The sequence below is a fragment of the Micromonospora marincola genome (assembly GCF_056150385.1).
This window is the reverse complement of sequence record NZ_JAXCFT010000002.1, coordinates 222,688-243,171: the sequence shown is the minus strand read 5'-3', so window position 1 is coordinate 243,171 and position 20,484 is coordinate 222,688. Positions and strand designations below refer to the sequence as shown.

Annotated in this window: 22 protein-coding genes, 1 tRNA gene and 1 pseudogene; 13 read left to right on the top strand and 11 right to left on the bottom strand. The window is 70.6% G+C overall.

Features of this window, described 5'->3' with window-relative positions:
* Positions 1-99: 99 nt before the first annotated feature.
* A complete protein-coding gene (locus tag SM450_RS05580) occupies positions 100-675 on the top strand; it encodes a TetR/AcrR family transcriptional regulator (protein ID WP_474619023.1) in 576 nt (191 codons plus the stop codon).
* Positions 676-728: 53 nt separating this feature from the next.
* On the opposite strand, the gene SM450_RS05575 is transcribed toward SM450_RS05580, so the two are convergent.
* Positions 729-1,937, bottom strand: coding sequence for an amino acid deaminase/aldolase (locus SM450_RS05575; protein WP_474618586.1), 1,209 nt, complete (start codon positions 1,935-1,937; stop codon positions 729-731).
* Positions 1,938-2,083: 146 nt separating this feature from the next.
* On the opposite strand from SM450_RS05575, the gene tmk reads away from it, so the two are divergent.
* The 6 genes from tmk to SM450_RS05545 all read left to right on the top strand — a co-directional run bounded on the left by tmk (position 2,084) and on the right by SM450_RS05545 (position 8,170).
* Entirely contained in the window at positions 2,084-4,312 is a 2,229-nt protein-coding gene (gene tmk, locus SM450_RS05570; protein ID WP_474618585.1) for a dTMP kinase, read from the top strand.
* Complete coding sequence (locus SM450_RS05565) at positions 4,309-5,607, top strand: DNA polymerase III subunit delta' (protein WP_474618584.1); 1,299 nt, start codon at positions 4,309-4,311, stop codon at positions 5,605-5,607. Before tmk ends, SM450_RS05565 begins: the two co-directional genes overlap by 4 nt.
* A 151-nt stretch (positions 5,608-5,758) precedes the next feature.
* Positions 5,759-6,088, top strand: coding sequence for a YbaB/EbfC family nucleoid-associated protein (locus tag SM450_RS05560; RefSeq protein WP_474618583.1), 330 nt, complete (start codon positions 5,759-5,761; stop codon positions 6,086-6,088).
* Between the two features lies 1 nt (position 6,089).
* Positions 6,090-6,395 (top strand): hypothetical protein, encoded by a 306-nt coding sequence (locus tag SM450_RS05555; RefSeq protein ID WP_474618582.1) that lies wholly within the window; start codon positions 6,090-6,092, stop codon positions 6,393-6,395.
* The gene (locus tag SM450_RS05550; RefSeq protein ID WP_474618581.1) at positions 6,395-7,063 is read left to right on the top strand and encodes a hypothetical protein; all 669 of its coding nucleotides are present in this window, start codon (positions 6,395-6,397) and stop codon (positions 7,061-7,063) included. The genes SM450_RS05555 and SM450_RS05550 overlap by 1 nt, the downstream gene beginning before the upstream one ends.
* Before the next feature lie 261 nt (positions 7,064-7,324).
* A complete protein-coding gene (locus tag SM450_RS05545) occupies positions 7,325-8,170 on the top strand; it encodes a PSP1 domain-containing protein (RefSeq protein ID WP_474618580.1) in 846 nt (281 codons plus the stop codon).
* Between the two features lie 134 nt (positions 8,171-8,304).
* On the opposite strand, the gene SM450_RS05540 is transcribed toward SM450_RS05545, so the two are convergent.
* Positions 8,305-10,164, bottom strand: a complete 1,860-nt coding sequence (locus SM450_RS05540) for a metallophosphoesterase family protein (RefSeq protein ID WP_474618579.1) — start codon at positions 10,162-10,164, stop codon at positions 8,305-8,307.
* A 12-nt stretch (positions 10,165-10,176) separates the two neighbouring features.
* On the opposite strand from SM450_RS05540, the gene SM450_RS05535 reads away from it, so the two are divergent.
* Positions 10,177-10,250, top strand: a tRNA-Thr gene (locus SM450_RS05535).
* Between the two features lie 859 nt (positions 10,251-11,109).
* Here the strand turns inward: SM450_RS05535 and SM450_RS05530 are convergent.
* The 5 genes from SM450_RS05530 to SM450_RS05510 all read right to left on the bottom strand — a co-directional run bounded on the left by SM450_RS05530 (position 11,110) and on the right by SM450_RS05510 (position 14,297).
* Positions 11,110-11,790 (bottom strand): adenylate/guanylate cyclase domain-containing protein, encoded by a 681-nt coding sequence (locus SM450_RS05530; protein WP_474618578.1) that lies wholly within the window; start codon positions 11,788-11,790, stop codon positions 11,110-11,112.
* Positions 11,790-12,038, bottom strand: coding sequence for a hypothetical protein (locus SM450_RS05525; RefSeq protein WP_474618577.1), 249 nt, complete (start codon positions 12,036-12,038; stop codon positions 11,790-11,792). Before SM450_RS05525 ends, SM450_RS05530 begins: the two co-directional genes overlap by 1 nt.
* A gap of 89 nt (positions 12,039-12,127) precedes the next feature.
* Complete coding sequence (locus SM450_RS05520; RefSeq protein WP_474618576.1) at positions 12,128-12,847, bottom strand: Crp/Fnr family transcriptional regulator; 720 nt, start codon at positions 12,845-12,847, stop codon at positions 12,128-12,130.
* Positions 12,848-13,323: 476 nt separating this feature from the next.
* Positions 13,324-13,536 carry a hypothetical protein gene (locus SM450_RS05515; RefSeq protein WP_474618575.1) on the bottom strand — a complete coding sequence of 71 codons (213 nt, stop codon included), beginning with the start codon at positions 13,534-13,536 and terminating at the stop codon, positions 13,324-13,326.
* Positions 13,537-13,649: 113 nt separating this feature from the next.
* Entirely contained in the window at positions 13,650-14,297 is a 648-nt protein-coding gene (locus tag SM450_RS05510; RefSeq protein ID WP_474618574.1) for a TetR/AcrR family transcriptional regulator C-terminal domain-containing protein, read from the bottom strand.
* A 152-nt stretch (positions 14,298-14,449) separates the two neighbouring features.
* Between SM450_RS05510 and SM450_RS05505 the strand changes: the two genes are divergently transcribed.
* The 3 genes and pseudogenes from SM450_RS05505 to SM450_RS05495 all read left to right on the top strand — a co-directional run bounded on the left by SM450_RS05505 (position 14,450) and on the right by SM450_RS05495 (position 16,717).
* Positions 14,450-15,877 carry a DHA2 family efflux MFS transporter permease subunit gene (locus tag SM450_RS05505; RefSeq protein WP_474618573.1) on the top strand — a complete coding sequence of 476 codons (1,428 nt, stop codon included), beginning with the start codon at positions 14,450-14,452 and terminating at the stop codon, positions 15,875-15,877.
* A 160-nt stretch (positions 15,878-16,037) separates the two neighbouring features.
* Positions 16,038-16,220: pseudogene (locus SM450_RS05500) on the top strand (sigma factor-like helix-turn-helix DNA-binding protein); the annotation flags it as partial.
* Positions 16,220-16,717, top strand: a complete 498-nt coding sequence (locus tag SM450_RS05495) for a hypothetical protein (RefSeq protein ID WP_474618572.1) — start codon at positions 16,220-16,222, stop codon at positions 16,715-16,717. The pseudogene SM450_RS05500 and the gene SM450_RS05495, both read left to right, overlap by 1 nt.
* Before the next feature lie 74 nt (positions 16,718-16,791).
* Here SM450_RS05495 and SM450_RS05490 read toward each other — a convergent pair whose 3' ends face one another.
* Genes SM450_RS05490 through SM450_RS05480 form a run of 3 tightly spaced genes read right to left on the bottom strand, consistent with a single transcriptional unit; the run spans position 16,792 to position 18,841 of the window.
* On the bottom strand, positions 16,792-17,685 hold the full coding sequence (locus SM450_RS05490; RefSeq protein WP_474618571.1) for a haloalkane dehalogenase: 894 nt from the start codon (positions 17,683-17,685) through the stop codon (positions 16,792-16,794).
* Between the two features lie 10 nt (positions 17,686-17,695).
* A complete protein-coding gene (locus SM450_RS05485; RefSeq protein WP_474618570.1) occupies positions 17,696-18,385 on the bottom strand; it encodes a TetR/AcrR family transcriptional regulator in 690 nt (229 codons plus the stop codon).
* Positions 18,386-18,406: 21 nt separating this feature from the next.
* The gene (locus SM450_RS05480; RefSeq protein ID WP_474618569.1) at positions 18,407-18,841 is read right to left on the bottom strand and encodes a YybH family protein; all 435 of its coding nucleotides are present in this window, start codon (positions 18,839-18,841) and stop codon (positions 18,407-18,409) included.
* A gap of 66 nt (positions 18,842-18,907) precedes the next feature.
* On the opposite strand from SM450_RS05480, the gene SM450_RS05475 reads away from it, so the two are divergent.
* Positions 18,908-19,258 carry a winged helix-turn-helix transcriptional regulator gene (locus SM450_RS05475; protein ID WP_474619022.1) on the top strand — a complete coding sequence of 117 codons (351 nt, stop codon included), beginning with the start codon at positions 18,908-18,910 and terminating at the stop codon, positions 19,256-19,258.
* 63 nt (positions 19,259-19,321) lie between these two features.
* Here the strand turns inward: SM450_RS05475 and SM450_RS05470 are convergent, their stop codons facing one another.
* The gene (locus SM450_RS05470; protein ID WP_474618568.1) at positions 19,322-19,705 is read right to left on the bottom strand and encodes a VOC family protein; all 384 of its coding nucleotides are present in this window, start codon (positions 19,703-19,705) and stop codon (positions 19,322-19,324) included.
* Positions 19,706-19,752: 47 nt separating this feature from the next.
* Here SM450_RS05470 and SM450_RS05465 point away from each other — a divergent pair, with 47 nt between their 5' ends.
* Positions 19,753-20,406: a winged helix-turn-helix transcriptional regulator gene (locus SM450_RS05465; protein ID WP_474618567.1), complete on the top strand. Its 654-nt coding sequence runs from the start codon at positions 19,753-19,755 to the stop codon at positions 20,404-20,406.
* Positions 20,407-20,484 lie beyond the last annotated feature (78 nt).

Here is a 20,484-nt window from a genome sequence, read left to right as displayed (position 1 = left end):
GTCGAAGGGGGGTGGCGCCGAGTGTCCACACCAGCCGCCACGACCGGGCCGCTGCGTCGGGTACCGGTGCAGGGTCGAAGTGTGGCGCGGGTCCAGCGGATGCTGGACGCCTGCGCCGAGCTCGTCGACGAGGTGGGGTACGAGGGCTTGACCACCACCCTGCTCGCCGAGCGCGCCGAGGTGGCGATCGGGTCGGTCTATCAGTTCTTCCCGGACAAGCGGGCGATCGTGCAGGCGCTGACCCTGCGCACCATGGAGTCCTACCTCCAGCGGCTCGACGAACGGTTCGCCTCGGACGACCTGACCCACTGGTGGGACGGGGTCGACGCGGCGATCGACGAGTACATCTCGATGCACCGCACCGTCCCCGGTTTCCGTACCCTGCACTTCGGTGACGTGGTCGACCTGCACCTGCTTGACGACGCGCGGGACAACAACGGGGTCATCGCGGAGCAACTCGCCCGCGTGCTCACCGAGCGTTTCGGCCTGGCCGGCGTGCCCGACCTGCGGTTCCACCTGGAGGTCGCGGTGGAGGCCGCGGACGCCCTGATCAAGCTGGCGTTCCGCCGCCGTGCCGACGGTGACGAGCGGGTGCTTGTCGAGGCGAAGGCGCTCATCCGGGAATACCTGCACCGGCAGGTCGACGCACCGACCGAGGCCGTCCACCAGGGCTGAGCGACACGCGAACGGCGGGTTCGGAGCGTGCGCCCGGGCCCGCCGTTGTCACGTCAGAGAAACGCCCGGCCCTCACCCCGGTAGGTGGGGACGGTCCCGACCACGGTGTCGCCCTCGACCAGGTGCACCTCGTTGACGTGCTCGCACACCTCGCCCGCCTTGGCGTGACGGAACCACACCCGGTCGCCGACCCGCAGCCCGTCCGCGGCGTCGCCGGCGAGCGGGGTCTGCACCTCGCCCGCGCCCTCCGCGCCGAGGAGCGTCAGCCCGGCCGGCAGCCACGGCCGGGGCAGCCGGCTCTCCGCCGCCGGGCCGGAGGCGATCCAGCCGCCGCCGAGCACGGTGGCCAGCCCGGGCGCCGGCCGGCGGACCACCGCGCAGGCGTAGAACGTCGCCGGGGTCGGCCGCCAGGCGCGGTACGCGTCGAACAGCGTGGGCCCGTAGAGCCCGGAGCCGGCGGTGACCTCGGTGACCGCGGGGTCGGCGCTGGTGGCGGCCACGCTGCCGGTGCCGCCGCCGTTGACGAACTCCAGGTCGCCGTGCTCGCGGACGGCGGCGACCGCGGCGGACCGGCGAGCCAGCAGTTCCCGGTACGACCGGCGCTGGGCGACCCGGATCGCGCCGCCGAGCACCGCCTGCCCGGGCGGGGCGTCACCGAGGCCGGCGATCTGTGCCTCGTACGACATCAGGCCGACCAGCCGGAAGCCCGGCCGGCCGGCGACGGCGGCGGCGAGCGCGCCCGCGGCCCGCGCGCTGTGCACGGGCGAGCGGCGCACTCCGACGTGCACCCGACCGCGCAGGGGCCGCCAGGAGGCGTCCAGGTCGAGGCAGACCCGCAGCGCGGGCCGGCCCCCGGGCGGGCTCACCCGGTCGATCAGGTCGAGCTGCCCGGCGTCGTCGATCATCAGGGTGACCGCGTCGGCGAGCGCCGGGTCGGCGGCCAGCTCGGCGAGCGCCCCCCGGTGCGCGGTCGGATAGGCGACCAGCACGTCGTCGGCGACGCCGCCGCGGGCCAGCCAGAGCGCCTCGGGCAGGGTGAAAGCCATCACGCCGTGCCAGCCGGGTCGCTTGAGCACGCGGGTGAGCAGTTCGCGGACCCGCACGGACTTGCTCGCCACCCGCAGCGGCTTGCCGCCGGCCCGCCCGGCCAGCGCGTCGGCGTTCGCGTCGAACGCGGAGAGGTCGACCACCGCGTACGGCGGGTCGAGGTGGGCGGTCGCCCGGTCGAGACGATCGCGAAGTTCGGCACGGTCGATGGCCACGTCTGAACGCTAACTGTCGGGACGGCAATGCGAAATACCCTCGCGTCTGTCCGGCTGCGGGTGGTGGTCCCGGCGGCCTAGGCTCGACGATCAGGCGATGTCACCGGAGGAGACCCCCTCCGCGCGGCTAGAGTGTTCCACCGGGGATGCCCAGACCTGGGCCGGCACGTGGAGGTACGGCCATCGAAAGCCAGAAGAACGGCGAGTCGTCCGGCGTGTCGTCGCCCGGCACACAGGCCGACCGGTCCGGCCTCGCCGCGATCCGCTCGGTGCTGCGCATCCGGCCGTTCCGCAGGCTGTGGATCGTGCTCAGCGCGGCCTCGTTCGGCGACTGGCTCGGCCTGCTCGCCACCGCGCTCTTCGCCGCCTCGCAGGTGTCCGGCAGCACCGCCCAGGGCGCGGCCTTCGGCGGCGTGACCGCGATCCGGCTCCTGCCGGCGCTGGTGCTCGGCCCGGTGGCGGGCGTCTTCGCCGACCGGTTCGACCGCCGGTGGACGATGGTCATCTGTGACCTGCTGCGCTTCGTGCTCTTCGCCTCCATCCCGCTCTACGCGCTCACCGGCGCCGGGGGCGGCCTGGTGGTCGGCTGGGCGCTCATCGCCACCTTCCTGATCGAGTCGATCACGTTGATGTGGATCCCGGCCAAGGAGGCGGCGGTCCCCAACCTGATCCCGCGTACCCGGTTGGAGACGGCCAATCAGCTCACCCTGATCACCACGTACGGCCTGACCCCGGTGGCCGCCGCCATCGCCCTGGCCGTGCTGGACCGGGGCGTACGCGGCGCGGTCGGCGGCGACCTGCCCGGCTGGGCCGAGCCGGCCCAGCTCGCGCTCTGGTTCAACTCCTTCTCCCGGTTGGCCACCGCGCTCGTGGTGGCGTTCGGGATCAGGGAGATCAGCGAGGCCCAGCGCGGCGAGGGGGAACGCACCGAGCAGAGCATGTTCCGCCAGTTCGCCGACGGCTGGAAGTTCATCGGGCAGACGCCGCTGGTGCGCGGCCTGGTGCTCGGCATCTTCGGCGCGTTCGCCGGTGGCGGCATCGTGGTCGGCACGGCCAAGTTCTTCGCCAACTCGCTCGGCGCCGGCGACGCCGCGTTCTCGCTGCTCTTCGGCGCGATCTTCGTCGGCCTGGCGCTCGGCATCGGGCTCGGCCCGATCCTCGTACGGGATCTGTCCCGGCGCCGCTGGTTCGGCATGAGCATCGTGCTCGCAAGCGCCTCCGTGCTGGTGCTGGCGTTCGCCATCCACCTGTCCATGGCCATCCTCGGCGCGATCCTGGTCGGCGCCGGCGCTGGCATGGCGTTCCTGGCCGGCACCACGCTGCTCGGCGGCGAGGTGGCAGACGAGGTGCGCGGCCGGGTCTTCGCGGTGGTGCAGATCGGCACCCGACTGGTGCTGATCCTGGCCATCGCGCTGAGCAGTCTCCTGGTCGGTGTCGGCGGCTCCCGCCAGCTCTACATCGCCGACCTGGGCATCTCCATCTCCTCGACCCGGCTGCTGCTGCTCGCCGCCGGCGCGGCCGGTATCTTCGCCGGGATCAGCGCGTTTGGCCAGATGGACGACAAGAAGGGCGTGCCGGTCCTGGCCGACCTCTGGGGCTCGATCCGGGGTCGCCCGCTGATGCCAGCCGAGCCGTTCGTCTCCTCCGGCCTGTTCGTGGTCTTCGAGGGCGGCGAGGGCGCCGGCAAGTCCACCCAGCTCGCCGCGCTCGCCGAGCGGCTGCGCGGCGGGGGCCGGGAGGTGGTGGTCACCCGCGAGCCGGGCGCCACCGGCGTCGGTGCGCGGATCCGCTCGCTGGTGCTTGACCCCGCCGCCGCCGACGACGCGCCGTCGCCGCGCGCCGAGGCGTTGCTCTACGCCGCCGACCGGGCCCACCACGTGGCGACAGTGGTGCGCCCGGCGCTGACCCGCGGCGCGGTGGTGATCAGCGACAGGTACGTCGACTCGTCCCTGGCCTACCAGGGCGCCGGCCGGACGCTGCCGGTCGACGAGGTTTCCTGGCTCTCCTCCTGGGCCACCGGTGGGCTCAAGCCCGACCTGGTGGTCCTGCTCGACGTCGACCCGCACACCGGGCTGAGTCGGGTGAGTGCCCGCAGCGAGGACGCCGACCGGCTGGAGGCCGAGTCGATGGCGTTCCACGAGCGGGTCCGGTACGCCTTCCTCGATCTGGCCTCCGGTGACCCGAAGCGCTACCTGGTGCTCGACGCGTCCCGCCCGGTGGAGGAGATCGCCGACGCGGTCGCCCGCCGGGTGGACGAGTTCCTCGTCGACCCGGCCGGGATCGTGCACCCGCGCCCGGCGCAGGGCCCGGACACCTCGGTCCAGCCCGAGTTATCCGAATCGGAGCTGGTGACGATGGAGCAACGCCGACGATGACTGACGTCTTCGGCGACCTGGTCGGGCAGGACGAGGCGGTGGTCACGCTGCGGCGGGCCGCCGCCTCCGCCGCCGCGCTGCTGCGGGCGGGCACGCCCGTGGCGGCCCGCGTGGGCGTTCCAGCCGGTGGGTACGACGACCTCGACGCGCTCGCCGAGCAGTTCGACGACCCCGGCGAGCCCGACGGTGCCGCGACCGACGCCGATCCCGGTGCCGGAATGACCCACGCGTGGATCTTCACCGGCCCGCCCGGCTCCGGCCGGTCGGTGGCCGCCCGCGCCTTCGCCGCCGCGCTCCAGTGCGTGCACGGCACCGGCTGCGGTCACTGCCCCGGCTGCCACACCACGCTCGCCGGCACCCACGCCGACGTGCGGCTCGTGGTGCCCGACGGGCTCTCCATCGGCGTCGGCGAGATGCGCACGCTCGTGCTGCGGGCGGCGAGCACGCCCTCCGGCGGACGCTGGCAGATCGTCATCATCGAGGATGCCGACCGGCTCACCGAGGCCGCCGGCAACGCGCTGCTCAAGGCCGTCGAGGAGCCGCCGCCGCGTACCGTCTTCCTGCTCTGCGCCCCGTCCACCCACCCGGACGACGTGTCGGTGACCATCCGGTCGCGTTGCCGGGTCGTACCGCTGCGCCAGCCGCCGGCCGGCGCGGTGGCCGAGGTGCTGGTCCGCCGGGACGGCATCGCCCCGGACACGGCGCAGTGGGCCGCCGCGGCGGCGCAGGGGCACGTCGGCCGGGCCCGGCGGCTGGCCCGCGACCCGGAGGCCCGGCAGCGGCGGGACGCCGTGCTCGCCGTGCCGCGCCGGCTCACCGGCGTGGGCGCGGCGTTCGACGCGGCCTCGGCGCTGATCGAGGCCGCCGAGGCGGAGGCCGCCGCCTCGGTCGTGGAGGTCGACGAGGCGGAGCGGTCGGCGTTGCAGACCGCGCTCGGCGCGGGCGGCACCGGCCGGGGCGCGGCCGGCGCCATGCGGGGTGCCGCCGGCCAGCTCAAGGAACTGGAGAAACGGCAGAAGTCGCGGGCCACCCGGGCCCAGCGGGACGCGCTCGACCGGGCGCTTGTCGACCTGGCCGGCTTCTACCGGGACGCGCTCACCATGGCGCTGCGGGCGCCTGTCGCGCCTGTGCACACCGACACCGCGACGCTTGCCGGGGCCGGCGCGCAGAAGTGGGACGCGGAGGGCTCGCTGCGCCGCCTGGAGGCCGTGCTGGAGTGCCGGGCGGCGATCGAGGCGAACGTCAAACCGCGGATCGCGGTCGAGGCGATGATGCTCTCCCTCTGGCGGGGTTGAGGCGCTCGTTCCGCGCTGTCCACAGGGCATCGACACGCGCAATTGACGTGCGGTACGGTCCGGTGATGCCGTGGTGACGAGGGCGGCACGCTCAGTGAGGTGACGTCGGAGGTGGGGCCGGCGGCGCCGAACGGCCGGGAGGAGTCCGCCGATGGCGCGGGGGGAGATCGACGAGGCCTGGATCGAGGAGGCGGTGCGGCGCTACCGCCGCATCGAGGCCCTGCAAGCCGAGTTCGACCAGGCGGTCGCCACCGTGGAGGTCACCGTCCGCTCACCCGACGGGCTGGTCGAGGTGGTGGTCACGGCCGGCGGGCGGATCACCGACGTGCGCTTCCTCGGTCCCCTGCACCAGCGCAGCCCGCGGGACGTGGCCGGCTCGGTGCAGGCCGCGGTGACGGCCGCCGCCGACGCGGCGCAGTGGGCCCGGGAGAAACTGCACAACGAGACCTTCGCGGCCTACCGGCCGCTGGCGGGAGCCTGACATGGAATCGCTGCGTGCGCTCGCCGCCCGCCTCGACGACGCCGGTGCGACCCTCGCCACGCTGGCCCGCACCGTGACCGCCGCCGACCCGCCGCACCCCGCGTTCGGCGCCCACGCCGCCGGCCGGCCAGGCGAGGTGGGGCGCGCGCTGCACCGGCAGTGGACCGCCGCCACCGCCGACCGGGCACGCGAGGCGCAGGCCGCCGCCAACCGGCTGGCCGCCGCCGCGGCGGCGTTGCGCAGCGCCGCCGAGCGCTACGCGGCGGCCGACGACGCGGTCGCGGGCCGGCTGGCCCGGGAGGCCTGATGGACGCGCTTGAGCGCCTCGCCGAGCCGGGTCTCGACCTGCTCACCCGGGTCGACACGCTGCTCGCCGCCGGCGTGCCGGAGGGGCACCGGCTCTGGCCGCTGCTGCGCCGGATGCAGGTGCTTCCCGGTGTGGCGGTGCGCGAATTCCTCGAACTGCACCCCGCGCCGCTTACCGGCGCCGGCCACGCCGTGCGCCGGATCGTCCGGGGGTACGACGACACCTGCGCCGTCCTCGCCGACCCGGTCGCCTGGTCCGGGTCGGCCGCCGCGGCCTACGACGAGGCGCGCACCGCCCTGCTCCGCCACCTCGACGAGGGGCCGGAGAGCCTGGTCGGGCGGCTGGAGTCGACCGCCGGCTACGCGGACGCGCTCGCCGCCTGGGTGGAGAGCAGCCGGGCCGCGCTGGCGCGGGCACTCGCCGAGGTGCTCGGCTCGGCCGAGGCGGTCACCGTGCACGCCGCCGCCCGGCCGGGGGTCGAGGCCGGCCCGGCCGGCGCGTCGGCGGCGGCCGAGATCGCCACCCGGGTGCTTGGTGTGCTCGGAGTGGCCTACGACGGGGCCGAGACGTTGCTGCGTCAGTGGGGGCCGAGCCTCGCCGAGACGACCTGGCGGGACCGCGCCGTCACCCCGCCGCGCTACGGCGGCACCACCCGGATCGGCTACTGACGACTCACGGCGTCGCACGCCGACCCGGCCGTGGCCGGGCACCGGCATGCGACGCCGTGGTCTTCCCCTGCACCCCCCGCAGGTATGCCTTCACTCAACGCGGTCGGCCGGCGTTTGTCCCGGGACCGGCCCAGGTTTCAACCGTCCGGGCGAGGCATGGGGGCCGCTCGGTCGGTTAGACCGGGATGGATCGCTGCACGGTGTGACCGGACGGCGACCGGCGAGCCGTCCGGCCGAGCGGAGCCGCGTAGGGTAGGGCGCATGGGCATGCTCTGCGCGGTCAGCTTCAACCGGTACGGGCGTCTCTACTACCTCGACCCGGGTGAGCTGCGTCCGCAGGTCGGCGACCGGGTGCTGGTGCCGACCGACGACGGCCCCGAGGTGGCCGAGTGCGTCTGGGCCGCGCAGTGGGTGGACGAGGACACCGCGGGTTTCCCGAAGCTGGCCGGGCCCGCCGACGACGACGACCTGCGCCGCGACGAGGCGCTGCGCCGGCGCAAGGCGGACGCGAAGGTGGCCGCCAAACGGCTGATCCGCGAGCACGGCCTGCCGATGAAGGTGGTCGCCGTCGACCATTTCCTCGGCACGCCGGAGACCGGCAGCGACCGCACCACGATCTATTTCACCGCGCCGCACCGGGTGGACTTCCGTTCGCTGGTCCGCGACCTGGGCGCGACCCTGCACTGCCGGGTCGAGCTGCGGCAGCTCTCCGCCCGCGACTCGGCACGGGTGCAGGGCGGCATCGGCTCCTGCGGGCGTGACCTGTGCTGCGCCACGTTCCTCACCGACTTCGAGCCGGTGACGATCCGGATGGCGAAGGACCAGGACCTGCCGCTCAACCCGCTGCGCATCTCCGGCGCGTGCGGACGACTGATGTGTTGCCTGAAATACGAACATCCCCTGTATCAGAAATTCCAGGAGTCCGCCCCGGCGGTCGGCACCCGGGTCGAGACCCCCCAGGGCGAGGGGAAGGTGGTCGGCCACAGCGTCCCGCGCGACGCGGTGACGGTCCGCCTGGACGCCGACGGCTCCCGCTGCCAGTGCAGCCGCGCCTCGGTCTGCGCCCCCCGCCAGTCCCACGACAAGCACTACAACCCCACCCCCTGATCCCACCCCCACCCCCACCCCGCCCTCCCCGCGTGATCATGAAGTTGACGGCGAATTTGATCTCTTTCGGTGCCGCCAACTTCATGATCAGCCAGAGCGGGGGCGGGGCGTGAGCGAGGGTGGGGGCGGGGGCTTCAGTGGAGGGTGATGGGGGGTTCGGCCAGGCGGGGGGTCAAGGGGGTCTTCGGGGTCAGCCAGGGGGCCGTGGGGGAGTCGTCCGGGTTGAGCTGCCAGGCGTGGGAGACCTTGTCCAAGGCGATGGGATAGATCGTCAGGGTGCCGTCGGGATCGAAGCGGAACCGGAGGAACACCTTCGAGTCCTCGATGCCCTGGCCGGCGAAGAGCTCGTTCAGGTTCACCCCGAACGCGCCCGCCACCAGCAGATAGAGCGCCACGAGCTGACTGCCGACAAGCCCGCTGGCCGGGCCGTAGAGCACCACCGCCGCGACCGCCGGCAACGGCCACGGCCAGTCGTAGAACGGCAGGTGCAGCCAGAGCCAGGTCCCGCCGGCGGCCAACGCCACATGGGCCGCCCCGTGCGCCACCCCGAGGATCCAGTGCCGGGCGTGCCGCTTGCCGCCCGCGCTCGGCGGCTTGGCGAAGAACACCGCGCCCAGCATGGTCACCACAAGCATCGCCACCAACGGGACGCTGAACAGCCGCTGCGCGGTCGAGTCGGCCCGCTGCGCCGCCACCCCGGCCATGGCCAGCATCAGCAGCGTGTGCAGGGTGCCGAGCAACGTGGCGAAGCCCGGATTGCGGTACGGCAGCCGGCCGAAGATGCCCCAGCCGTACCGGCGGGAACGGGCCTCGTCCGGGTAGCGGGCGGTCAGCTCGTACTCGCGGGTGCGGCTGGCCCGCCGGGTCAACGTGTCCCGCGGCGGCACCTCCAGCCGCTCCGGCAACCGGTGGGTGGGGTAGAGGTAGGCGCCACCGCCACCGCAGGTGATGAGCTGCCGCTCCGGGCCGGCGTACCGGGCGTAGTGGTGCAGGTCGCCGGAGACCAGCACCCGGACCTGGGCCCCGGTGGGCGCGACGATGGTACGGATGAAGTAGTCGATCGAGTCGTACGCGTTGGGATGGTCGGCGGCCTTGACCCATGTCGGAGCCGGCACCGCCAGGATCACCCTGGACTGTGGGGTGAGCTTGCGGGCGACCTCGTCGAAGTAGGTGAGCTGCGGATCGTCCAGGTATGACCCGGACTGGTCGTCGAGGCCCAGCAACCACCAGCCGGCCGGCAGTTCGACCGCGAAGTACGAGCGGGACTGGCCGGTGCCCCAGCCGGCGAAGTGCCGGTCCCGGGACCTCACGAACAGCCGCAGGAACGCGGTGAGCCCGTCGTACCAGTCGTGGTTGCCGGGCACCGCGAAGAGCGTCGGCCGCTCCGGCGGTGCGACCGGCAGCGCCGCCTGGTACGGCCCCTTGCACCGGTCCTCGTACGCCTCGTAGCCGGCCGACGGGTACACCTGGTCGCCGCCCATCACAAGCGTCTGCGCCCGGGGCAGCCGGTGGCCGTCCACGGTCAGCTCCGGCTGGGCGAGCAGGTACGCCACCGAGTATGTGGCGTCGAAGCCGTCACCCAGGTCGGCCACGTAGTCCAGCCAGAGCCCGCCGTCCGGCCCGACCTGCCGGAACGTGTCGTCACCGAAGGCGTTCTGTAATTCGCGCTTGTCCAGGTACGCCCCGAACAGCATGGCCAGCAGCGTCCGCAGGCCGGTGGTGATCAGCAGCAACGGCGCGAGCCAGGGCACCGGCCGGCGCGGGGTGAAGCCCAGCTCCAGCGGGTCGATGCGGTGGGGTCGACGGCTGGCCCGCTCGCCCGGGTGCGCTTCGGGATCCGGCTGCTGAGGCGGCGGTACGTGATCGTCGTTCACCCGCCGCAGGGTAGTCCGCACCGGCCGGGAAGTCTCTCCCGCGTGGGGCTGCTCGTGCCGTGGTGTCCGGTTCCGGACGTGGGGGATCCCGTTCGGCTGTCGGCCGGGCGTGCCGTACACTCTACGATCGTTGCCGCCTTAGCTCAGTCGGCTAGAGCGACGCACTCGTAATGCGTAGGTCGACGGTTCGATTCCGTCAGGCGGCTCACAGAAGGGCCCAGGTCACCGGCTTGATCGCCGATCATGACCTGGGCCTTTTGCTTGCCATCGCAGGGCCGAGCAGCCATGCGAAGAAGCAGTGGGCGCGTGTCCGTCGCTCCGCTGGCGCTCCGACTCCGGCCACGCGAGACGCCCTGCGGCTGGCGCGGAAGCGCGAAGCCCAAGGGACCGCCGCAGAACGACAGGGGCGTTGACCGGTGAGGGGTGGGCCGGCAGCAGGCCGGGCCGCGCTTCCACGAGCCCGCGCGGCGTAGGGGATCGCACGCCGGTCGCGTCGGCGCACTGCACTCAGCGAGGGTTCCAGTGGCATGTGCTGTCGATATCGACCTCTTACATGGCGAGATCAGTTTCTAACTTCGGGCGACCTGGCCACTATTCGAAAGCTGGCCTCGCCCGACAACAGGTTGGAAGGCGTTTAAGAAAGTCGGCAGAAGTTGGTCGCGGGGTCAAGCCATCGGAGCGTTCGACCGCATCGATTTCTACCTGCTTAGCCTTGGCATTTTCCTGGTGCCTGTCGGAGAGCTCGAAGGCTTCCATCCTGAAGTTCCTTCAGACAACAAAGCGGCCTGGCTAGGCGCATCCTCGAAGAGAAGAAGTACCTGGCGTCCCCAGCGGAGAGGACCTACACGCAGCCCTAGCGGAAAGCGTCTGGGCTCGACAGAGCTAGCCTTTCCACCGGCCCACCTGCCTCGTGCCCGATCCGTGCCCGACGCAAAGGGGCAACATCGGTCAACCGCAGTTCGTCCCACAGTTTGTCGCCGTCGCCCTCCGCTCGCCAGCCAGCTAGCACCAGGCCTGAAACGTCGATCAATCCGTTTCCCAAGCTGGCAGTACCCTCCCAGATTCCTAACTAAGAGTACGGGGATCGGTTACGTGCACCATGCGCTCCGTGCCACCTATTGTGTAACTGGTCAGGAATCCGGCAGGAGCTGCGATTTCTCTTAACTGGCTGACTGCCTGCTCAGTTATGGCAATGCTGTCCGGTGGTGCAAGTCGAGAGAGTTTTGCCGCGGTATGAACTCCGATGCCAGTCCAAGATGTAAACGGGTTCTTCTCGCTCCCTACCGCTACTGCGAATATTGGGCTGTGATCTATTCCTGTCGTGATGTCGAGGCCATCCTTGCCGAGAAAGACACGAGCCTTTTCGGCAAATTCCGGAATTTGCTGCATTACGCGATTGCGTGCGCTGTCCATTATGTCAATCGCTGTTCTCAGGGCGGAGTCAGTGGCGTATTCTCCTGTGTAGAGAACTAGGGCGCCGTCGCCGTTGAAGTGCTGGATGGAGCCGCCTTCCCGTTCGGCGGCCCGCACTGCGTGATGGATGAATACTTGCAGTATTCGCGCCAGGCCAACTTCGCCGACATGAACAAGAAGGTCGGTTGACCGCCGCATGTCAAAGAACAGGCTTGTAGCAGAGAAGGTGACCGATACGTCAGATGACCACATCTCGGCGGGAGTGGGTAGAGCTTTTCTCGACGTGTTTGCGGGAGGCCGCATCTTGTTAGGCAAAATCATCTTCCGGTGCATCACTTGGCGCTGGTCGGGGCGGCGCTCGGAACATGAACGCCGCTGTTGGCAGGTTCGGGGGCCATGGCCCGTACGGAGGACAGCTCCAAGTAGAGCCCTAGCGCCATGGTGACCACGCCGAAGCCGGCAAGTAGGAGGATGCGGGGCCGAGAGATGTTGGCGATCTGTACGCCACCGATGCGAAGTCCTCCCCCCAGGATGGTGATGGCCACGAGTACGGCCCCAACAACGGCCAAGGTCAAGTTCATGGTGCGCGCCCCTCAAGACGACAGCAACGGCGGGTCCCGTGATGGAGAAACCATACCAGGACGTGTTCCGAAGGCATATCTGTAAGGGTTTAGACGTCCTCGGGGTGTGCGAGTCGCTTGAGCTCGCTACGGTCCGTGATGAGAATCTTGCGGTATCCGGCCCGGATGACACCTTCGCTCCGAAGGGTCCGCAAGGATTTCTGGACAGTGACCTCAGCGGCTCCAATCATTGAGGCCAGGTCTGACTGGGTTATCGGAATGTCGATCACAGCGCCGCCGGCCTCGCGATGGCCAAAGCTGTCGGCGAGTACCTCCAAGATGCCCGCGAGGCGCGCAGTCACGGACTGTGATGCGAAGCTGAGTCTTCGCTGATTGGCGGAGGTGAGTCGCTGGGCGATCATCTTGGTCAACGCCAGCGCTACCGGCGGATCGGCTAGGAGTAGCTGCGTAAAGTCTTCATTTCGGATAAGGCAGACCCTTACGTCGAGAACCGCCTCTACCGTAGCGGAACGCCCTTCCCCCGTTATGGCGGACAGTTCGCCCACAACGTCGCCGGGGCCGCGCCAAGCGAGAGTTACGTCATGACCGTCTGGGGTGACGGCCTCGATCTTCACTACGCCACTAGTTATCACGAACACGTGGTCGGATGGATCACCATGCCGTACTAGGGTCTGACCAGCTCGAAAAGCTCTCGGGACGCCAGCCTTGATGAGCCGCTCCCGGGACGCCGGGCTGAGCGACTGAAGGAAGCTCCCTGCACGCCATGGACGCAACTCTGCGTCAGCGCTGGCGGCACTACCGGCTTCCATGCTCAGCCCTCCGCTCAGATCTGCTGGTCAACGTCGAGGCAAGCCTAGCTGCAAGGTCCCAGCGGGAAGCAGCAAGAAGGCCGCTCGAATGTTGATGCGGGGTAACCCTGAATGCCGAGCGATGATGGCCGACACCTGCTTCCATGACGTCAGTCGCCACCGGCTGGCGGCATTCGATAGCTTGGCTCCGTATCCCCCGGCGGGGGTTGGCGCTCCGGCTCGGCCGGGTGGCCGCACAGCACAGAAGTGCAGGTGTCGAGTAAAGGCTCAGGCCGCTGAAGCAGCCAATCGAGCAGCCAAGCCAGCGAGCGTTAGCGGACGATCACGGACCGGGAGTAGAGCACGAGGACCGAACGCTGGACCAGCCCTGCGGGACCGACTCGTAATGCGTAGGTCCGGCGCACCTGACAGCCGTTTCCCCTCGGGTCCGCCCCATCGGGCACGCGACGGGACGCCGCAGTCCATGGCTGTACGGCTTAGTGCTTCTGCGTCTCGTAGCGCGCTTCGGCCTCTGGTGTATGGACCCACGAGATGACGACTTCATCGATGTCGGCGCTTGGCCCTTGCCCTGTGCCGAGGTTGATGTCCCACTCCTGCACCGACGCGCCGCAATCGGCGATGCCCATGATGGAGACGGGTGAGTGGGGATTCTGCTGCGACAACCACTCCTGCAGTTGCGCCACGATCATGAGCGACATGGTACGTGCGCGTCGCGTCGCCCGCACCGTCAGTGTGGAAGATCGTTCCGGCGTCAGATTCGGGCCTGGCCACGTCTGACGGTGGTGCTGTCGATGCGCGTGGCCTACCCGAAGGCCAGCAGGAACGTATCCACGGCGGCGACGGTGACGGCCTGCTGTTCCTGCGCGGAGACGCTGCGGTCGCCGTAGCGCGACCGGCTCTCCAGGGGCCCGGTGATCAGCGCGAGGAACTGCTCGGCAGCCAGGGCCGGATCGGAGATCCGCAATCGGCCGCCCAGCGCAAGGCGGGCGAAGCGGTCGGCCAACGCCTCGGTGAGCCTGTCCGGCCCGCGCTCGGGGACGGCGTCGAGAAGTTCGGGGAAACGGGTGGCTTCGGCGTAGAGCAGCCGCCGCAGCGCTCGGGCCCGCTCGTCGCAGGCGACTCGGGCCAGTTCGCCGCCTACCGTGAGCAGGGCGGACCGGAGGTCGTCGCCGGGGTCGGCGAGCCGGCCGATGATGGCCAGGTTCTCCGCGATGAGGGTGCCCGAGGCTGCCTCGATCGCGTGACGGAAGAGGTTCACCTTGTCGTTGAGGTGGTTGTAGACGGTGGGCTTGGCGACGCCGGCCTCGGCGGCGATCTCGTTGACGCAGGCCTGCGCATAGCCCTTGCGCGCGAACACGACGAACGCGGCGTCGAGGATCGCCTGCCGCTTGTCGATGCGCCCCCGGTGGCCCCGGCGCCGTTGCTCCTCACGCTCCGCAACGTCCACCATCAGGACACCCTAGCCTACGTCCAGCAAATTAAACCGGCTGGTTTAGTTTATTGAACGGTTCTTGTTGAAAGTTATCCCGTCAGACCGGTAATTTGAACCCGCTAGTTCATCCAGATGAGCGGGGGAGTGTTGTGACCGGGGCGGACAACAGATTGGATCCAGCGCTGATCAGGCTGGTCAGCGTCGTGCTGCTGGGCGGGATCATGGGCATCCTCGACGGCACCATGGTCGTCGTCGCCGTGGATACCCTCACCAGCAACTTCGATGCCTCGGTCAGCGCCATCGGCTGGGCGTCCACCGGTTACCTGCTCGCCCTGACCGCCACCATCCCGATCACGACCTGGGCGGTGGACCGGTTTGGCGCGAGACGGCTCTGGCTCTTCGGCCTTCTGCTGTTCATGGTCGGATCGCTGGCTTCCGGCCTTGCCTGGAGCGTGGCGAGCCTGATCGCGTTCCGTGTCGTCCAGGGCGTGGGGGCCGGCATCCTCGACCCCCTGGTGCTGACCCTGCTGGCCCGCGCGGCGGGACCGCACCGCGCGGGGAGGGTGATGGGACTGATGGGTGCGGTCCTGCCACTGGGGCCGGTGCTGGGCCCGGTGATCGGCGGTGTTGTTCTCGACACCGCCACCTGGCGATGGATGTTCCTGGTCAACATTCCCATCGGCCTCGTGGCGTTCGCGCTGGCGCTGCGGGTCGTGCCGACCGACACGCCGGAAACGCTCAACCCCCGGAGCCGCCTGGACGTGCTGGGCCTCGTCCTGGCCGGCCCCGGGGTGGGCGCGGTCGTGCTTGCCCTGTCCCAGGTCGGCACCGCGGGTGCGCTGACCGCTTGGCGGGTGGCGGTTCCCCTGGCGATCGGCGTGGCCGCACTGGCCGCCTACGCCACGCACGCCCTGCGTCCCCGACGGGTGCCACCCCTGATCGACCTGCGGCTGTTCGTCAGCCGGAGCTTCTCTGTCAGCGTTACGGTGCAGGGTCTGGTAGGGGTCGCCACCTACTCGATCCTGTTCGTGCTGCCCCTCTACTACCAGCAGGTGCACGGGCAGGGCGACGGCGCCCTGGCCGCCGGTCTTCTCGTCGCCCCGCTGGGGTTGGGCTCCGTCCTGGCCATGCCGGTCGCCGGTCGGCTCAGCGACACGGTCGGGGCCCGGGGTCCCGCCCTCACCGGCGCCGCGACAGCGACTCTCGGCGCGTTGGCGCTCACCCGGGTCGACGCCGGGACCAGCGGGGCGTGGTCGGCACTGTGCGCGTTGGTCATCGGCGTGGGGCTCGGGGCCGTGGGCGCGCCCACCATGGGCTCCCTGTACCGGACGCTGCCCAGCCACCAGGTGCCGCAGGGTAGTTCGGTGCTGTACATGCTCAACCAGCTCGGTGCGTCGATCGGCATCGCCGTGGTCGCGCTCATCGTCGACGTCGCCGGTGACGCCGATCCGATGCGCGGGTTCCGGTTCGCGTACTGGTGGATCGTTACCTGCGTCCTGGTGATCCTGGCGGGCAGCAGCCTGCTGCCCGGCCGCCCGGCCGACACCGGGAACCTCGCGGGGCCGGCCGACAGCGCAGACCCTATGGCGGCCCGGTAGGGCAGCACCGACGACAGCACGGTGCACGTCCCGACGCCGTGCGGACGTGCCCGGTCGCACCGGGTACTCACCGACGTGCGGATTGGTGTGCCTATCAAAGCGGGGATGGCTCAACCCCGACTTCGAGAAAAACTCTGGCCGGCGGCAACCTGCGGGCGGTCAACTCACCCAGCGGCAGCGCGCGGTGCTTGTGCTCCGCTTCTTCGAGGACCGCAGCGAGGTCGAGGCCGCGAATCTGTTGCAGTGCTCCGTCGGCACGATCAAGAGTCAGACCAGCAAGGCGCTGGCCCGCATGCGGCAGATTGCGCCCGAGCTGCTCTCGGCCGTGATGGAGGAGGCCTGATGACCGACGACCTCGGGCCGCTCCGTCAGGCCATGTCCGATCTGAGCGAGCACGGCGGCAGCGCCGACCTGTACGAGCGGTCCCTGCGCAGGTCGCGGCAGTCGCAGCGGCGGGCGAATCTCGTCACAGGCGCCGCTGCGGCGGCGGTGGTGTTCGCCATCGGCGGCACGGTCTCCTTCGCCGCCGGCCACTGGCCCGACCGGTCGGCTGCACCCGCAGCCGCGCCCAGCGGCGCCGGAGCCGGGAAACCCGGCTGTCCGTCGATCGAGACCCTCGGGGACCTGGTCGAACTGCCGCAGGACTGGTCCTTCGCGTCCACCGGTGTGCAGTGCGCGGAGACCTGGGCGGCAGCCGACGTGAGGCGCCCGGCCGGCGGCAACGTCCGCTACCTGTTCCATCACACGACCGATACGGGCTGGCGGTACTACGAGCAGGGCACCGAATGGGACTGCAAGGAACTCGGCCTCACCCGGCCGGCGCCGTTCTGCACCCCCTGACATTCGATCAGGCGGCTCCAGGAGTGACGCCCCCTGGCCAGCAGGAGCGCTGGTCAGGGGGCGTCTTGTCTGGTTCAGTCGATCAGGAAGGCACGCAGTGCGGCGCCGATCTGGTACGGCGAATCCTCCTGTAGGTAGTGACTGCCGGCTACCGTGACCTCTCGCTGGTTCGGGAAGGTACGCGCGAACTCCAGCGCCCGGCCGACAAGCAGGGCACCCGGTTCGGCGGCCACGAGCAGTTTCGGCACGCCGCTGCCGGCCAGCCACACGCCGTAGTCGTCGACGATCCGGGCGACGTCAGCGGGTTGACCGTCGATCGGCAACTCCCGAGGGAACTCCAGCGTCGGCACCCGGGACTCACGGGTGGTGAACGGTGCGCGGTAACGGTCCATCTCCTCGCCGGTCAGCGGTCGCAGCACGCTCTTGGGCAGCACCGTCTCGACGAAGAAGTTCTCGTCGAGGACGAGTTGTTCGCCCTGGGGGGAGCGCATCGCCCGGAACAGGGTGTCCCGGCCGGCGGGGAAGTCGGACCAGCGGCGAGGTTGGACGATGGCTTCCATGTAGGCGATCGCCTTGATCCGGCTGCTGTGCCGTGCGGCCCAGTGGAATCCGAGGGCCGATCCCCAGTCGTGCAGGACGAGAGTGATCGCGTCACCGAGGTCCATCGCGTCGAACCAGGCGTCGAGGTGACGGACGTGGTCGAGGAAGCGGTAGCTTCCGTCGACCGCGGGGCCGGAGTCGCCCATACCGACCAGGTCGGGTGCGAGGCAGCGGCCGAGGTCGGCGACGGAGGGAATGACGTTGCGCCAGAGGTACGACGAGGTGGGGTTGCCGTGCAGGAAGACGATCGGGTCGCCGGTGCCCATGTCGATGTAACTCAGGTGGGTGCCGAGCAGTTCCACGCGCTTGCGCGGGTGCGGATCGGTGGCGGGGATCGCGGTGACCGGGTGAGTCTCGGTGATAGTCATGGTGGTGCCCTCAGGGTCGTGGTCCGGACGAGGTGGGTCGCAGGACAGCGGTGTCGACGATGGTCAGGAAGCGGTCGAGTGGTTCGGAGTTTCGGGTCACCTTCATCCGCAGCAGGGCCCCCTGCCAGGAGGTGATGAGGAAGTCGGCCATCTCGAGCGCCGGTACGTCGAGCCGGATGTGGCCCGACCTGGCGGCGTCGTCGAGGCATGCGGCGAACGGTTGGCGCCAGGTGTCGTAGATTTCGGCGAGCCGGTTGCGCAGGGCTTCGCTTTCTTCGGAGGAATCGATGCTCAGGTTGCCGATGAGGCATCCGTGGTGCCACTGTCGGGACCGCATCCGTTCGCTGATCGCGGTGAAGTAGGCCCGGAGACGTTCCAGCGGCGGTTGGCTCTTGTCGTGCAGCGTCTGTGCCATGACGCTGCGCACGTCGTCGAAGTATCGGTCGAGGATCTCGAGGGCAAACGCCTCCTTTGACGAGAAGTGGTTCGTGAACGACCCCTGCGGCACGCCTGCCGCAGTGGTGATGTCGCGTACGCCTGCCGCGTTCAGGCCCCGTCGACGTACGACTTCGAGCCCCGCGTGGAGCAGGTGTTCTTTGTTTGATGGTCTTGCCACGCCACCAATATGTACGACCGTATTGGCGATGTCAAGGCCGGAGGCGCACAAGATGCCGGCGCGGTGCGGAACCCGGCCGGCCACGGACCCCCGAACCTGGACTTTCTACCCCTGACCGTGCGGAACCTCCGGCTCGGCGGTGCCGAACGGGTTGTCGATGATGTACCGCCAGCGGCCGTCGGGGCCGCGGCGGGCGACGTCGGTGGCGGTGCCTTCGATGTGTACGGGTCGGCCGCCGGGATCGGTGCCGTCAATGGTCCAGTCCACGATGAGCAGGGCGATGTCGTCGGCCACGTAGACGTGTCGGGGTCGGACCTCGATGGGGAGCCCGAGGTCGAGGAAGCGCTGGTTGGCCGCGATCCGGGCCGCGCCGGTGACGGGCTGGCCCGGAACGGTGACGAGCAGGCCTCCGGGCTCGTAGACCTGCTCGACCGCTGCGGCGCTCCCCGAGTTGAAGGCGTGGGCGAACACCGACGGGTGCTGGGCGGCGCTGTCGCTGAGCGGGATACTTGTGGGGTGGGTGCGGAAATCGTGAGACATGCCGACAGTCAAGGCGGCGTTCGCGCAGGTAACCAAACGGTGAGCGGCGGCTGGGATCGTGACCTGGTGCCGGACCGGCGCGGCGCCGCCCGGCAGCCGGAGCCCGGTTGCCCCGTCGAGGTCGCCCTGGCCGCGGTGAGCGGCCGGTGGGCCACCCTGGTGCTGCGGGAGTTGATGCACGGCCCCCGATCCTTCGGCTGTCTTCGGGCGGCGCTTCCCGACCTGAGCGCCAAGGTGCTCAGCGAGCGGCTGGCGGCGCTGACCGGACAGGGCCTGGTCGAGCGTGACCGGTCGCGCACCTTCCCGCCGACCACCTGCTACCGCCTCACCCGGGCCGGCGCGGAGTTGCGCCCACTGCTCGTCGAGCTTTACCGCACCGGGGACGCGCTCCTGCGCGAGCGGGCGGACGGGCGGTGACGTCCGCCGCGCGCGTCGGCGGGAGGCGAGGGCGGCGGGTCACGAGCGGGGGCGCGCCGCAGGCTATGCCGGTCCGGCGAGGCCGACGAGGTTGCCCTCGGGGTCGGTGAAGTGGGCGACCACCAGGTCCCGCCCGGGTGCCCGTTCGGGGCCCATGGCGCGGCTGCCGCCCAACTGCTCGGCGCGCCGGAGCGCGGCCTCCACATCGGGGACGCCGACGTAGAAGACGACGTGTGGTCGGTGGCCGGTCCCACCGCCGATGCCGCCCGGAATGCCGGGCTGTCCGCTGCCGGCGGGCTCGGTGAACCCGTACTCACCGGGTCGGGAGACCGGCTCCGCGACCGGGCCGCCGACGTCGAATTCCCACCCGAACAGGGTGCCGTAGTAACCGCGTAGCCGCTGCGGGTCGGTCCCGATGATTTCGAAGTGCACCACTGGATGACTCATGACCATGAGCGTACTTGTTATTAACAACCAAGTGGTAGTGTTTTAGCATGCCGACAAGCCGCACCTACGGCGACGCCTGTGGCATCGCCCGCGCCCTCGACGTCGTCGGCGAGCGCTGGGCGCTCCTCGTCGTCCGCGAGCTGCTCCTCGGGCCGCAGCGCTTCTCCGACCTCCACCGGGCGCTGCCCGGGGCCAGCTCGAACATGCTCACCGACCGGCTGCGCGAGCTGGAGAACCGCGAGGTGATCCGCAGGCGTCGGCTCCCGGCCCCGGCGGCCTCGACGGTGTACGAGCTGACCGACTCCGGGCGCGAGTTGGAACCGATCCTGCTCGCGCTCGGCGGCTGGGGCCTGCGCTTCCCGCCGCCACCGGCTCCGGTCCAGCTCAGCGCGGCCTCGGTGCTCCTGTTCCTGCGCGGTTCCCGGCGCCCCGACGTGCCGCCGGCCACCTACCGCTTCGAGCTTGACGACCACGTGTGGACGGTCCGCCTTCACGCGAGCCGGATCCACGTCGAGCCGGGCGAGCCGGCGCACGCGGACGCCTGCCTGCGCACCGATCCCGCCACGTTGAACGCTCTGCTCGACGGCTCCGGTTCGCTCCCGACCGCGCTCGCCGCCGGAAGGGCCACCGTCAGCGGCGACGAGGCCGGGCTACGCCGACTCCTCACCGCCGCCGATCCTGAGACAGCCGCGCGCCCGTAGGACCGCCGCGCACCCCGCGGACAAGGTCCGCCGGGCCAGGGCGGCGTCGGCTATCGTGCCGTGGGCGGTCGCCGGGCG

What these genes read in the sequence shown, in the direction of transcription:
- SM450_RS05580 (WP_474619023.1), top strand. Translation starts at nt 100, where the DNA reads ATGCTGGACGCCTGCGCCGAGCTCGTCGACGAGGTGGGGTACGAGGGC.
- tmk (WP_474618585.1), top strand. Translation starts at nt 2,084, where the DNA reads ATGCCCAGACCTGGGCCGGCACGTGGAGGTACGGCCATCGAAAGCCAG.
- SM450_RS05565 (WP_474618584.1), top strand. Translation starts at nt 4,309, where the DNA reads ATGACTGACGTCTTCGGCGACCTGGTCGGGCAGGACGAGGCGGTGGTC.
- SM450_RS05560 (WP_474618583.1), top strand. Translation starts at nt 5,759, where the DNA reads ATGGCGCGGGGGGAGATCGACGAGGCCTGGATCGAGGAGGCGGTGCGG.
- SM450_RS05555 (WP_474618582.1), top strand. Translation starts at nt 6,090, where the DNA reads ATGGAATCGCTGCGTGCGCTCGCCGCCCGCCTCGACGACGCCGGTGCG.
- SM450_RS05550 (WP_474618581.1), top strand. Translation starts at nt 6,395, where the DNA reads ATGGACGCGCTTGAGCGCCTCGCCGAGCCGGGTCTCGACCTGCTCACC.
- SM450_RS05545 (WP_474618580.1), top strand. Translation starts at nt 7,325, where the DNA reads ATGGGCATGCTCTGCGCGGTCAGCTTCAACCGGTACGGGCGTCTCTAC.
- SM450_RS05530 (WP_474618578.1), bottom strand. Translation starts at nt 11,790, where the DNA reads ATGCACCGGAAGATGATTTTGCCTAACAAGATGCGGCCTCCCGCAAAC.
- SM450_RS05525 (WP_474618577.1), bottom strand. Translation starts at nt 12,038, where the DNA reads ATGAACTTGACCTTGGCCGTTGTTGGGGCCGTACTCGTGGCCATCACC.
- SM450_RS05520 (WP_474618576.1), bottom strand. Translation starts at nt 12,847, where the DNA reads ATGGAAGCCGGTAGTGCCGCCAGCGCTGACGCAGAGTTGCGTCCATGG.
- SM450_RS05515 (WP_474618575.1), bottom strand. Translation starts at nt 13,536, where the DNA reads ATGATCGTGGCGCAACTGCAGGAGTGGTTGTCGCAGCAGAATCCCCAC.
- SM450_RS05510 (WP_474618574.1), bottom strand. Translation starts at nt 14,297, where the DNA reads ATGGTGGACGTTGCGGAGCGTGAGGAGCAACGGCGCCGGGGCCACCGG.
- SM450_RS05495 (WP_474618572.1), top strand. Translation starts at nt 16,220, where the DNA reads ATGACCGACGACCTCGGGCCGCTCCGTCAGGCCATGTCCGATCTGAGC.
- SM450_RS05490 (WP_474618571.1), bottom strand. Translation starts at nt 17,685, where the DNA reads ATGACTATCACCGAGACTCACCCGGTCACCGCGATCCCCGCCACCGAT.
- SM450_RS05480 (WP_474618569.1), bottom strand. Translation starts at nt 18,841, where the DNA reads ATGTCTCACGATTTCCGCACCCACCCCACAAGTATCCCGCTCAGCGAC.
- SM450_RS05470 (WP_474618568.1), bottom strand. Translation starts at nt 19,705, where the DNA reads ATGAGTCATCCAGTGGTGCACTTCGAAATCATCGGGACCGACCCGCAG.
- SM450_RS05465 (WP_474618567.1), top strand. Translation starts at nt 19,753, where the DNA reads ATGCCGACAAGCCGCACCTACGGCGACGCCTGTGGCATCGCCCGCGCC.